Source organism: Aquicoccus porphyridii (assembly GCF_008369105.1).
In the GTDB taxonomy this organism is placed as follows: domain Bacteria; phylum Pseudomonadota; class Alphaproteobacteria; order Rhodobacterales; family Rhodobacteraceae; genus Aquicoccus; species Aquicoccus porphyridii.
Genome location: NZ_VINQ01000008.1, coordinates 84,324 through 97,032, shown reverse-complemented (window position 1 = coordinate 97,032; position 12,709 = coordinate 84,324). Strand labels below are relative to the sequence as shown.

At 66.0% G+C, this 12,709-nt stretch carries 12 protein-coding genes; 8 read left to right on the top strand and 4 right to left on the bottom strand.

Annotated features, from left to right (window positions below; genetic code table 11):
• Positions 1 to 15 precede the first annotated feature (15 nt).
• The gene (locus FLO80_RS11965; protein ID WP_111366711.1) at positions 16 to 348 is read left to right on the top strand and encodes a TfoX/Sxy family protein; all 333 of its coding nucleotides are present in this window, start codon (positions 16 to 18) and stop codon (positions 346 to 348) included.
• Here FLO80_RS11965 and ndk read toward each other — a convergent pair.
• Both ndk and FLO80_RS11955 read right to left on the bottom strand, forming a co-directional pair.
• Positions 345 to 767: a nucleoside-diphosphate kinase gene (gene ndk, locus FLO80_RS11960; RefSeq protein ID WP_111366709.1), complete on the bottom strand. Its 423-nt coding sequence runs from the start codon at positions 765 to 767 to the stop codon at positions 345 to 347. The two genes, FLO80_RS11965 and ndk, sit on opposite strands and share 4 nt — an antisense overlap.
• A gap of 92 nt (positions 768 to 859) precedes the next feature.
• Positions 860 to 2,074 (bottom strand): multidrug effflux MFS transporter, encoded by a 1,215-nt coding sequence (locus FLO80_RS11955; protein WP_111366707.1) that lies wholly within the window; start codon positions 2,072 to 2,074, stop codon positions 860 to 862.
• A gap of 200 nt (positions 2,075 to 2,274) precedes the next feature.
• On the opposite strand from FLO80_RS11955, the gene FLO80_RS11950 reads away from it, so the two are divergent.
• Positions 2,275 to 2,973 (top strand): aspartate/glutamate racemase family protein, encoded by a 699-nt coding sequence (locus FLO80_RS11950; protein ID WP_188078282.1) that lies wholly within the window; start codon positions 2,275 to 2,277, stop codon positions 2,971 to 2,973.
• Between the two features lie 58 nt (positions 2,974 to 3,031).
• Here the strand turns inward: FLO80_RS11950 and FLO80_RS11945 are convergent, their stop codons facing one another.
• Together FLO80_RS11945 and FLO80_RS11940 are read right to left on the bottom strand one after the other, a co-directional pair.
• Positions 3,032 to 3,496 (bottom strand): DNA polymerase III subunit chi, encoded by a 465-nt coding sequence (locus tag FLO80_RS11945; RefSeq protein WP_111366703.1) that lies wholly within the window; start codon positions 3,494 to 3,496, stop codon positions 3,032 to 3,034.
• A gap of 9 nt (positions 3,497 to 3,505) precedes the next feature.
• Positions 3,506 to 4,975, bottom strand: a complete 1,470-nt coding sequence (locus FLO80_RS11940) for a leucyl aminopeptidase (protein ID WP_111366701.1) — start codon at positions 4,973 to 4,975, stop codon at positions 3,506 to 3,508.
• 146 nt (positions 4,976 to 5,121) lie between these two features.
• Here FLO80_RS11940 and lptF point away from each other — a divergent pair, with 146 nt between their 5' ends.
• The 6 genes from lptF to rsmA are packed head-to-tail and all read left to right on the top strand — an operon-like array spanning position 5,122 to position 12,597.
• Positions 5,122 to 6,252 carry an LPS export ABC transporter permease LptF gene (gene lptF, locus FLO80_RS11935; protein WP_246156667.1) on the top strand — a complete coding sequence of 377 codons (1,131 nt, stop codon included), beginning with the start codon at positions 5,122 to 5,124 and terminating at the stop codon, positions 6,250 to 6,252.
• Positions 6,249 to 7,346 carry an LPS export ABC transporter permease LptG gene (gene lptG, locus FLO80_RS11930; RefSeq protein ID WP_111366699.1) on the top strand — a complete coding sequence of 366 codons (1,098 nt, stop codon included), beginning with the start codon at positions 6,249 to 6,251 and terminating at the stop codon, positions 7,344 to 7,346. Before lptF ends, lptG begins: the two co-directional genes overlap by 4 nt.
• Entirely contained in the window at positions 7,346 to 9,541 is a 2,196-nt protein-coding gene (locus tag FLO80_RS11925) for an LPS-assembly protein LptD (RefSeq protein ID WP_246156666.1), read from the top strand. The genes lptG and FLO80_RS11925 overlap by 1 nt, the downstream gene beginning before the upstream one ends.
• An 8-nt stretch (positions 9,542 to 9,549) precedes the next feature.
• A complete protein-coding gene (locus FLO80_RS11920; protein ID WP_246156665.1) occupies positions 9,550 to 10,797 on the top strand; it encodes a peptidylprolyl isomerase in 1,248 nt (415 codons plus the stop codon).
• Entirely contained in the window at positions 10,794 to 11,771 is a 978-nt protein-coding gene (pdxA, locus tag FLO80_RS11915) for a 4-hydroxythreonine-4-phosphate dehydrogenase PdxA (RefSeq protein ID WP_111366693.1), read from the top strand. The genes FLO80_RS11920 and pdxA overlap by 4 nt, the downstream gene beginning before the upstream one ends.
• Positions 11,761 to 12,597 (top strand): 16S rRNA (adenine(1518)-N(6)/adenine(1519)-N(6))-dimethyltransferase RsmA, encoded by an 837-nt coding sequence (rsmA, locus tag FLO80_RS11910; protein ID WP_111366691.1) that lies wholly within the window; start codon positions 11,761 to 11,763, stop codon positions 12,595 to 12,597. Before pdxA ends, rsmA begins: the two co-directional genes overlap by 11 nt.
• Positions 12,598 to 12,709 lie beyond the last annotated feature (112 nt).

Here is a 12,709-nt window from a genome sequence, read left to right as displayed (position 1 = left end):
ACCTATTCTGCGCACATGAGCACCCCGATTTCCTCGATCCGCAATCTCGGCCCCGCGATGGAAGCGGCCTTTGCCCGCGCCGGAATCACCTCGGCCGAAGAGCTGCGCCAGATCGGTCCGGATGCTGCCTATGCAAGGCTCCTCGAAACCGGCCAGCGGCCGCATTTCATCGCCTATTACGTGCTCGTCATGGGGCTTCAGGGCCGCCCGTGGAACGATTGTAAGGGCGATGAGAAAGCCGCCCTGCGCAAGCGATTCGACGCGATCAAGGCGAGCGGACATGACAAGGGCCGCTCCGATCTCGAAGCGGCCCTCAACGCGATTGGCGTGATCGAACGGCGGACTTAGCCGACCAGTTCGAGACCCGAGAAGAAGAACGCGATCTCTTCCTTCGCCGTGTCCGCCCCGTCCGATCCGTGAACCGAGTTTTCCCCGATCGACAGCGCGAATGTCTTGCGGATGGTGCCCTCGTCGGCCTCGGCAGGGTTGGTCGCGCCCATGATCTCGCGATTCTTGGCAATGGCGTTCTCGCCTTCCAGCACCTGCACCACGATCGGCTCGGAAATCATGAATTCGCACAGTTCATCAAAGAACGGGCGCTCCTTGTGGACGCCGTAAAAGCTCTGCGCCTGCGCCAGCGTCAGCCGGATACGTTTCGACGCGACGACGCGCAGCCCGCCGTCTTCCAGCATCGCGGTGATCTTGCCGGTCAGGTTGCGGCGGGTGGCGTCGGGTTTGATGATGCTGAACGTGCGTTCGAGTGCCATGTGTCAAGGCTCCTTCAAGGGGGTGGTTGAATGAATTGGCGTCGCCCTAGCATGGGCCACGGGGATTGAAAAGCCGCCACATCGGGCGCCGCTTACATCTGCGGTCGCATCCGTTCCAGACGCCCCACCGCATAGGCCCCGACGAGCCCGATCATGCCCGAAACCGACAGCGCCCCCATCAGCACGTAAACCCCGAAAGCATTGGCCACCAGCGCCCCCACCAGCGTCGAGATCACGGCACCCCCCGCCAGCGTCAACGCCCCCGAAAGCCCCGAGGCCGACCCCGCCAGGTGCGGCGCCACCGACATCACACCGGCATTCGCCCCCGGCAGGGTCAGCCCGTTACCGATCCCGACACAGACCGACCCGGCAAAGAACACCGCCGGGTGCAGCGCACCCCCCGCGACCGCCGCCATCGCCAGCAATGGCCCGATCACCACCACCCAGCGCCCCAGGATCATCAACCGCACGATCCCCCAGCGCCGCGTCATCCGCGCCGCAACGATATTGCCGAGCATGAACCCCGCCGAGGTCGACCCCATCCCGATGCCAAGCTCGGTCGGGCTCAGCCCGTACTGCGCCTCGGCCACCTGTGGCGCACCGCCCATGAAGGCGTAAAACCCACCCACCGAGAACACGAGCACCACGCAATAGGCCCAGAAAAGTGCCGCGCGAAACAGCTCGGGGTAAGCACGAAACTGATCCGCGAAACTGGCCGACGGGGTCAGGTTGGTCTCGCCCATGTCGGACCACACCAGCCAGGTGAGCATCACGCCAAATGCCATGAACAGCCAGAAACTCGCCCGCCAGCCGAAAAGCTCGTCCAATACCCCGCCGATCACCGGCCCCATCAGCGGCGCCAGCGCCATCGCCGTGCCCACCACGCCCAAGAGCCGCGCCGCCTCTTCGGGCGGGCACATGTCGCGGATCACCGCGCGCGACAGCACCATGCCCACGCCGACCCCGCATTGCAGCATCCGGAACCCGAGGAAAACCCAGACATTTTCCGCCAGCGCACAGCCGATCGAGGCCAACGCGAAAACCGCGATCCCGCCAATCATCACCGGCCGCCGCCCGATCCGGTCGCTGAGCGGGCCAAGGATCATCTGCAACAGCGCCGACATCGCGAGGTAGCCGCCCAGCGCCAGCGACACCAGCGCGTAATCGGCCTCGAACTCGGCCGCGATCTTGGGCATCGACGGCAGGAACATGTTGAGCGCCAGAACGCTGATGCCGGTCAGCAGGATCAGGGTAAGCAATCGGGGCGGGGTGCGCGCGGGCACATCGGGCGCAGCAGGGGCGGCCATGGGATATTCCGTTAACGTGTCAACAGGCCAGCGGTAGCGCCCCACCCTCCGGGTTGCAAGGCCACCCCCGAGAAATGCCGCCGCGTCAGGAAAGCGCTCGTGGCAACAGGTCAAACCTGATCGGGCGGGGTGGATGGCAGTTGAGAGACCATTGTGGTCATTTGTTCCCACGGCTATCGTCCGATCAAACGAGGATCGACATGAAAAAGATTGGCATGATCGGCGGATTGAGCTGGGTTTCCACCGCCGAGTACTACAAGCGCGTCAACGAGATCACGCAGGAAATTTCCGGTGGCGTGTCTTCCGCACGTATTGTTCTCGAAAGCGTAAATCGGCAGGAATATGTCGAGGCCGTCATAGATCGGCAGGATGAAGCTGCCGCCTGTGCGCAAATAGGACGCTCTGCTCAAGCTTTACATGCTGCCGGAGCTGACTTCATCGTCATTACCTGCAACGACGTGCATCGTTTTGTGCCCGATCTCCAACCCGACCTGGACATCCCATTCCTGCATATCGCCCAGGTAACGGCCGATGCCATCAAGTCCAAAGGTTTGAGCAAGGCGGCCATTCTTGGCGTTCGCAAGACTATGGAGGAGGACTTCTACCCCGAAATCCTGGCTCGCAACGGCATTGACGTGCTCATCCCGAATGAAGCTGAAAAGCGGTTCATCCATGACAGCATTTATCAAGAGCTGGTTCAGAACCATTTTTCGAGCGCAACGCGCGAAGAATACAAGAACGTAATCTCATCACTTGGTGATCGCGGCGCAGACTGCGTAGCGCTGGCCTGCACCGAGATCCCACTTCTCCTCGCACCTGAAGACGCGCCGATACAGGCTTTTTCTACGACGGAGCTTCACTGTCAGGCAGCCGTCACCAAGGCGCTTGCCATTCCCTGATTGCGGCAAAGTCCGCATAACCACCGAACACCACCCGTTGCCTCGGCCGCCCGCCGCCCTAACCGCCCGCCTCGGCCTTCATCTCCCAGCGGCCCGATTTCTCGGACCAGTATTTCGCCGCACAGCCCGCCTCGGTCAGCGTCTTCCATTGCGCCCGCGCACGGGTCAGCGCCGCATCGACATTGCCATCAAACAGGATGCACACCCGGTCGAGCGCACCCACCTCCGCGCCTGTCACCTCGGCCCCGTCCACCGCCATCAGGCAGGCCGCGCCGTTGGGCATCGCTGCTTCGCTGGTCAACAGCACGGGCTGCATCGCGTCATGCGGCCCCCCCGCCACTCCATGCGGCAGGAAACTGTCCTTCGGCTCCAGCCACAGCCGCTCATCGAGCCATGCCATGCGCCCCGCGTCCGTGCCGCGCACCGCCACCTGCCAACCGCGCGCGAGCGAGCGCGCCAGCAGATCGGGCAGTACCGCCTCAAGCGGCCTCCGGGTCAGGTGGTAGAAATAGACATCGCCCATAAGGCCCCGTTATCCCTCGTAATTCTCCGCCACCAACCGGTTGAGAGCCATCACGCCCCAGCCCGTCGCGCCCTTCGGGGCATAGGTGGTCTCGTCCTTGACGTGGGCCACCCCGGCTATGTCGAGATGAATCCACGGGCAGCCTTCCTTGACGAATCGCCCAAGGAACTGCGCCGCGGTGATCGACCCGGCGGGCCGCCCGCCCACGTTCTTCATGTCGGCAATCGTGGATTTGAGCATCTTGTCATAGGCTTCACCCAGCGGCATCCGCCACGCGCCTTCGCCCTCGGCCTCGGCCGCCTTCAGAAAACTCTTGCAGAACCCGTCGTCATTGGAAAAGACGCCCGCCCTTTCATGGCCCAGCCCGATGATGATCGCCCCGGTCAGCGTCGCCAGATCGACCATGCCCACGGGGGCGAACCGCTCCTGCGCATACCACATCACGTCGGCCAGAACCAAACGCCCCTCGGCATCGGTGTTGATCACCTCGATCGTGTCGCCCTTCATCGAGCGCACCACGTCACCGGGCCGTGTCGCCGTGCCAGAGGGCATGTTCTCGACCAACCCGACAAGCCCCACGACATTGGCCCCCGCCTTGCGCCGCGCCAGCGTGCGCATCACGCCCGCCACCACGCCTGCGCCGCCCATGTCCATGGTCATGTCTTCCATGCCGGCGGCGGGTTTGAGCGATATCCCGCCCGTATCGAACACCACGCCCTTGCCGACGAGAGCCAGCGGCTTGTCGTCCGCCTTGCCGCCCTTCCAGTGCATCACCACCACTTTCGACGGGCTCGCACTGCCTTGGCCCACCGACAAGAGACTGCCCATACCAAGCTTTTCCAGATCCGGCTCCTCCAGCACCTCGACCTCAAGGCCCAGCGCCTCCATCTCCTTGAGCCGCTCGGCAAAACTGATCGTGGTCAGGTGATTGGCCGGTTCGTTGACCAGGTCACGGGTGAAATGCACCCCCTCGGCCACCGCCAGCGGGGCCGCCACTGCGGCTTCGGCCTCCTCTGGCTTGGCGCACATCACCGTCACCGCGCCGCGCGGGTCCGGCTCGGCGCTCCTGTGCCGGTCGAAATCATAATGCCGCAGGGCAAGCCCGGTCACAATGGCAGCGAGCCGCGCATGATTGCCCGCGAGCAGCATGAGATCCGCCTTGCCCATCGCCCGGGCCAGCGCCACGCCCGCGCGGCGCGCGTCCTGCACGTCACAACGCCGATCGAGCCGGACCACGTCCACCGCCTCGGCCGCCATGCCCGTCGGATAGGCAAGGCTCAGCACCTCGCCCGGCTTGGCCTTGGCGAACCGCTCGCCCTCGACCAGCCGCGCCAACGCCCCCTTGGTCAGGCGGTTCACCCGCCGCGCACCCCGGTCGAGCCGCCCATCGCCCCCCACGATCACCGCCACGCGGCCTTCGGCCCCGGCAATGCGGTCGATATCGGTCTCGGCAAAGGTGAATGTGACGGGTTCTGTCATGGCGCGGCTCCCTTTATCTCGCTCATGCGCGAGTCCTAGCGTGCACCCGCCAACTTGGCCAGATAGCAGTTTACCATCCCTTCGGCTTTCCTGTAATGTCCGCGCAATATCTTGTTACCTACATGGTGCCTCGGGGGAGTGCGGACTTGGCCAGATTCGACAGATACCTGCTGTCGCAGCTCATGGTCCTGTTCGGATTCTTCGCCCTCGTTCTGGTCTCGATCTACTGGATCAACCGCGCGGTCAAACTCTTCGACACGCTGATCGGCGACGGCCAGACCGCTTGGGTCTTTGCCGAGTTCACCGCGCTCACCCTGCCCGGCGTGATCCGCCTCGTGCTGCCGGTGGCGGGGTTCGCCGCGGCGGTCTATGTCACCAACCGGCTCAGCTCGGAAAGCGAGTTGACGGTGATGCAGGCGACCGGCTTTTCGCCATGGCGGCTGGCACGGCCGGTGCTGGTCTTCGGGTTGATCGTGGCGGGCATGATGTCGGTGCTGACCCATGCGCTGGTGCCGATGTCGCTGGCACAGCTCAAGGACCGCGAGATCGAGATCTCGCGCAACATCACCGCCAAGCTTCTGACCGAGGGCACGTTTCTGCACCCGTCCACCGGCGTCACCTTCTATATCCGCGAAATCACCCCCGAAGGCGCGCTGCGCGACGTGTTCCTCTCCGACCGGCGCAATCCCGGCGAAAGCCAGACCTACACCGCGCAAGAGGCCTATCTCGTGCGCAATGACGACACGTCGAAACTGGTGATGGTCGACGGGCTTTCACAATCGCACACCGATGCGACCGGCCGCCTCTTTACCACGCATTTCGATGATTTTTCCTATGATATCAGCGCCCTGATCGACGACCAGCAAACCGCGCGGTTCGAGGTCGGCCACGCCACCACCGCCGATCTCCTCCGCGATCCTGACGGGGTCGCGGCGCGGGCCGGGGCCGCACCCGGGCTCAGCACCGACGAGCTTCACAGCCGCTTCGCCCAGCCGCTCTTCTGTCTCGCCGCGGCGCTCATCGGCTTTGCCGCGCTGCTCACCGGCACGTTCAGCCGCTTTGGCGTCTGGCGCCAGATCACCGGCGCGATCTTCCTTCTGGTGATGCTCAAGCTGACGGAAGGGCTGGTGACCGACCCGGTGCGCGCCGACCCCAAACTCTGGCCGCTGATCTATGCCGCGCCACTGTTGGGGCTCGGGGCCGCGACCGGGCTCTTGGCGCTTGCCGCACGCACCCGCACCCCGCGCCGCCGCCCCCCGCTGGAGGTGAGCGCATGAGGCTGCACCTCTATTTCGCGCGCAAATTCGCCTGGATCTTCACCGGGCTCTTGTTCCTCTTCTTCCTGCTCCAGGTGCTCGTCGATCTCATCGAACAGGTCCGCAAACTCGACCACACCGATGTCGGTTTCGCCGAAGTGATCGGGCTCACGCTGCTTTCGGCGCCGGGCGGGCTCAACACCATCCTGCCGCTGGTGATGATTCTCGCCACGGTCGCGCTGTTCATCGGGCTGGCGCGGTCGTCGGAACTGGTGGTCGTGCGCGCCGCCGGGCGCTCGGGGCTCAAGACGCTGATCGCCCCGGTGCTGGTGGCCGCGCTCATCGGCGGGCTGGCGGTCAGCACCTTCAACCCGATCGTCTCGGCCACCTCGAAACGCTACCAGGAACTGTTCCAGCGCCATGTCTCCGGCGGCGCCGACGTGCTGTCGATCTCCTCCGAAGGGCTCTGGCTCCGGCAGGGCGGCCCCGAGGGCCAGACCGTGATCCGCGCCACCGCGGCCAATGCCGATGCCTCGATCCTCTATGACCTGAGCTTCATCATCTACGCCCCCGAAGGCGGCCCGCAGCGCCGGATCGAGGCGCGCGAGGCCCAGCTTGCCGATGGCGCGTGGCGCATGCGCGACGCCAAGTCATGGCCGCTCGCATCCGGTCTCAACCCCGAGGCCACCGCCGAATCCCACGCCGAGCTGCGCCTCCCCTCGACCCTCACGCAGGACCGCATCCGCGACAGTTTCGGCCGCCCTGACGCGATCTCGATCTGGGATCTCCCCGCAGTCATCGCACAGCTTGAACAGGCCGGGTTCTCGCCGCGCCGCCACGCGGTCTGGCTCCAGATGGAACTGGCCCGGCCGCTGTTTCTCGTCGCGATGGTGCTGATCGGCGCCGCCTTCACCATGCGTCACCAGCGCGGCGGCGGCACCGGGGTGGCGGTGCTTGTCTCGCTCCTGATCGGCTTTTCACTCTATTTCATCCGCAATTTCGGGCAGATCCTGGGCGAAAACGGCCAGATCCCGGTGATGCTCGCGGCCTGGGCCCCACCGGTGGCCTCGGTGCTGCTGGGTCTCGGCCTCGTCCTCAACACGGAGGACGGATGATGCCCCCCCGCTTGCTCCCGTTCCGCGCCGCGCTCGTCGCGGCTCTCGCGCTGGTCCTGTCGTTGGCCCTGCCCGCCCTCGCCACGGCCCAAGGCGAGAGACAGGCGGACACCCAACCCGCCGCCCCCGCCATTCTCGTCGCCGACAAGGTCTTTCTCGAAGGCAAGACCCGGCTCGTCGCCGAAGGCAATGTCGAGGCCTTGCAGGACGGCACGCGGATCAAGGCAAGCCGCATCGCCTATGACCGCGAGGGCGACCAGCTTACCATCGAGGGGCCGATCACCATCACGCAAGGCAATGACACGCTGGTTCTTGCCGATTCCGCCGAGATGGATGCGGGCTTTCGCAACGGGCTGTTGCGCGGGGCACGCATGGTGCTCAATCAACAGGTTCAGCTCGCCGCGCATCAACTCAACCGCGTCAACGGCCGCTACTCGCAGCTTTACAAGACCGCCGCCACCTCCTGCCGGGTCTGCAACTCCACCGAGCCGCCGCTCTGGCAGATCCGCGCCCGCAAGGTGATCCATGATCAGGTCGAACGACAGCTCTATTTCGAAGACGCCCAGGTGCGGGTCATGGACGTGCCGATCTTCTACCTGCCCCGGCTGCGCCTGCCCGATCCGACGCTCGCCCGCGCCACCGGCTTTCTCATCCCCAGCCTGCGCGGCAATTCGCGGCTCGGGACCGGCATCCGCGTTCCCTATTTCATCCGGCTTGGCGATCACCGCGACCTGACCATCGCGCCGTTCATCTCGCGCAACACCCGCACGCTCGAATTGCGCTATCGCCAGGCATTTCGCCGCGGGCGGATCGAATTCGAAGGCGCGGTATCGAATGACACGATCTTTCCCAACACGCGCGCCTATCTCTTCGGGCGGGGCCAGTTCGACCTCAAGCGCGATTTCAAACTCGGCTTCGGCATCGAGATGGTCAGCGACAAAAGCTACCTGATCGACTACGGCTATTCCGACAGGGACCGGCTCAAGAGCGATATCACGCTGAGCCGCGTGCGCCGCGACGAATATATCAGCGGCGCGCTGGTGCATTACCATAGCCTGCGCGTCGGCGAAGACGCCTCGACCCTGCCCACCATCATCGGCAATTTCGATTATGAACGGCGGTTCTTTCCCCGCGCGCTGGGGGGCGAGCTTCGCTTCTCGGCCGGCGCACACACGCATCACCGCTATTCCACCCTGCCCATCGACGGGCCCGATTCCGACACCATCGTCGACGGGCGCGACGTGACCCGCTTCGGGGTCGAGGCGATGTGGCGGCGCAACTGGACGCTCGCGGGCGGTATCCGCGCGCGCATGCAGGCCGGGTTCGCCGCCGACCAGTTCGTCACCGCCAACGATGCCACCCGGCCCCGCCGCGCGGCCGGGGTGACCCCGATGGCCGCCGTCACCCTGCGCTGGCCATGGCAGAAGATCACGCCGAGCGGCGCGGCGCATGTGATCGAACCGGTGGTGCAATTCGGCTGGACCGGCGGCAAGCGCCTCTCGGTCGCCAATGACGAAAGCACCCGGGTCGAATTCGACGAGGGCAATCTGCTGTCGCTGTCGCGCTTTCCCGCCCCCGACCGGCGCGAACGCGGCGCGGTCGCGGCCTATGGCCTCAACTGGAGCCGCCTTGGCCCCGGTGGCTGGCAATCGGACCTGACGCTGGGACAGGTCGCCCGCGCGCGCGCCGACAACGCCTTTTCGCCGACATCGGGCCTGCGCGGCGCCCGCTCCGATCTGCTGGTGGCGGGTCAACTCAAATCGGCACAGGGCCTGTCGCTCACCGCCCGGGCCCTGTTTGACACCAACCTCGACCTTTCCAAGGGCGAGGCCCGCGCCGGGTATCAGACCTCGCGCCTTGCGCTCGGGGCAAGCTATATCTGGCTTGGCTCCGACGCGTTCGAGGATCGCCCCGACACTGTCTCGGAATGGTCGATCGACGGGCTCTACCGGATCGGCCGCCACTGGTCGAGCCGCGCCAATGTCCGTTATGACGTGGTCTCGAACAAGGCGGCCGAGGCGGGGATCGGCCTGATCTACCGGAATGAATGCGTCGAGATCGATCTTTCGCTCTCGCGTCGCTTCACCTCATCCGTTATCCTCACCCCATCGACGGATTTCAGCTTCACCGTGGGGATCAAGGGCTTCTCGACCCGCAGCACGGATAAAAGCTATACCCGAACATGCAGGAACTAGGCAGACCCATGAGCAGACTGACAAAACCCATGCATTCGCTGACCCGTGCCGCACTGGCACTGACGCTGGCCGCCCTTGCATGGATCGGAACCGGCGCGCCGCAGGCCCACGCCCAGAACCTGTTCGCACCGGCGATCAAGGTGAACGACAATGTCATCACCCGCTACGAGCTCGAACAGCGCGCCCGCATGCTGCAACTCTTCCGCTCGCCCGGCGACCCGGAATCGACCGCCCGCGACCAGTTGATCGAGGACCGGCTCAAGCTCGACGCCGGCACCGCCGCCGGTCTGCGCCCCACAAGCGAAGAGATCGAGGCCGGGATGGAGGAATTCGCCGGCCGCGCCGACATGAGCGCCGAAGAGCTGATCAACGCCCTGAACGGCGCCGGGGTGGCCGAGCAGACCTTCCGCGACTTCATCATCGTCGGCGTCACCTGGCGTCAGTTGGTGCGCGCGCGCTTTGCCCCCCGGGTCGAGGTCTCGGAACGCGAGATCGACCGCGCCCTCGGTCAGACCGGCGCAGGCAGCGTCCGGGTTCTGCTGGCCGAGATCATCATCGCCGCCGAGCCCGGACAGGAAGCCGCCGCCGAGGCCCGCGCCCGCGAAATCGCACAGATCACCACCCCCGGCGCCTTTTCCGCCGCCGCACGCCGCCATTCGGCCTCCGAGTCGCGCGGGCGCGGTGGGCAACTGGGCTGGCAGACGGTCTCGGACCTGCCCCCAGCGATCCAGTCGCGCGTGCTCGGCCTCGCCCCCGGCCAGGTGAGCGAACCGATCCCGATCCCCGGCGGCATCGCGCTCTTCCAGATGCGCGCCATCGAAGAGGGCCGCGTGGCCGAACCCGAATACGCCGCCATCGAATACGCCGCCTATTACATCGACGGCGGGCGCAGCGACCAGGCACTTGCGCGAGCACAGAAGATCCGCGACAGCATTGACACCTGTGACGACCTTTACGGCATCGCCAAGGGCGAGCCTGAAAACGTGCTCGACCGCGGGGCGAAGAAGCCCGAGGAACTTCCCGCCGACATCGCCGCCGAACTGGCCCGGCTCGACCGGCACGAGGTGTCGACCGCGCTCACCCGCGCCAATGGTCAGACCCTCGTCTTCCTCATGCTCTGCGGCCGCACCCCCGCCATCGCCGAGGACATCTCGCGCGAGAACGTGATGCTGAGCCTGCAAAACCGCCGCTTGGAGAGCTTTGCCAACGGCTATCTCGAACAATTGCGGGCCGAAGCGCGCATCATCGAGAAATGACCCGCCCACCCATCGCGCTCACCTGTGGCGAGCCCGCGGGCATCGGCGCCGAGCTTGCCTTCAAGGCGCATGCCGCGCTCAAGGGCGAGTTGGCTTTCTTCTGGCTGGGCGATCCCCGGCACCTGCCCGACGGCGCCGCCCCGGTCCTGATCAACCACCCCGCCGAGGCCCCCGCCGCCATGGCGCACGGGCTTCCGGTGCTGGCGCATGACTTTGCCGCCCCCACCACGCCCGGACAGCCCGATCCAGCCAACGCAAGCGGCGTGATCGACGTGATCGCCCGCGCCGTCGACCTGGTGCAGACCGGCGCGGCAAGCGCGATCTGCACCCTGCCGATCCATAAAAAGGCGCTCAAGGACGGGGCGGATTTCGCCTATCCCGGCCATACCGAATATCTCGCCGCCCTTGCCGGGGTCCGGCGCGTGGTGATGATGCTGGCCAGCGACGCGCTCCGCGTCGTGCCCGCCACGATCCACATCCCCCTGCATGACGTGGCCGAGGCGCTCACCGCCGATCTGCTCGAGGAAACCATCCGCATCACCCATGCGGGCCTGCAAGCACAGTTCGCCATCCCCGCCCCGCGCCTCGCCGTGGCCGGGCTCAACCCCCATGCGGGCGAAGGCGGCGCGATGGGGCGCGAAGAACTCGACATGATGATCCCGCTTCTCGACCGGCTGCGCGCCGAAGGGTTCGATCTCGCCGGTCCGCTTTCGGCCGACACGATGTTTCACCCGGCGGCGCGCGCGCGCTATGACGCGGCGATCTGCGCCTATCACGATCAGGCGCTGATCCCGATCAAGACGCTCGATTTCGACAATGGCGTGAACGTGACGCTGGGCCTGCCCTTCATCCGCACCTCGCCCGACCACGGCACCGCCTTCGACATCGCGGGCAAGGGACAGGCCAACCCCGCCTCGACCATCGCCGCGCTGCGCATGGCCGCCCGCATGGTCCAAAGCGCCGATGCCGAGTGATCCGCTTCCCCCCCTGCGCAGCGTGATCGCCGATCATGGCCTGTCGGCGCGCAAATCGCTGGGGCAGAATTTCCTCCTCGATCTCAACCTCACCGCCAAGATCGCGCGTTCCGCCGGGGATCTCACGCAATGCGACGTGCTCGAAATCGGCCCAGGGCCGGGCGGGCTCACCCGTGGGCTCCTTTCCGAGGGCGCGCGCCACGTGCTCGCCATCGAGAAGGATTCCCGCTGCCTGCCCGCGCTGGCCGAAATCGCCGCCACATGGCCCGGCCGCCTCACCGTGATCGAGGGCGACGCGCTCAAGGTCAACCCGCTTGATCACCTCACCCCGCCGATCCGCATCGCTGCCAACCTGCCCTATAACGTGGGCACCGAACTGCTCGTGCGCTGGCTCACCCCGCCCGATTGGCCGCCCTTCTGGCAAAGCCTCACGCTCATGTTCCAGCGCGAAGTGGCCGAACGCATCGTCGCCGCGCCCGGGTCCAAGGCCTATGGGCGGCTCGCGCTGCTGGCGCAATGGCGCTGCGATGCGCGCATCGTGATGAGCCTGCCGCCACAGGCCTTCACCCCCCCGCCCAAGGTCTCGTCGGCGGTGGTGCATCTCACCGCCCTGCCCGAACCGCGCTTTCCGGCGGATGCCAAGACCCTCGAACGGGTGGTCGCCATGGCCTTCAACCAGCGCCGCAAGATGATGCGCGCCGCACTCAAGGGGCTGACCCCCGATATCGAGGACAAACTGCGCGCCGCGGGCATCGCCCCCACCGATCGCGCCGAAACCGTCGATCTCGAACGCTTCTGCGCCCTCGCGCGGTTGATCAAGACATGAAAAAGCCCCGGCCTTGAGACCCGGCCCTTTGCATTTCGTGGTGCACGCTTGGGCGAAACCCCTTGTGACTAAGAAGCCGTGTTGAACAAAGGCTCCCGAAGAATTCTTCGGG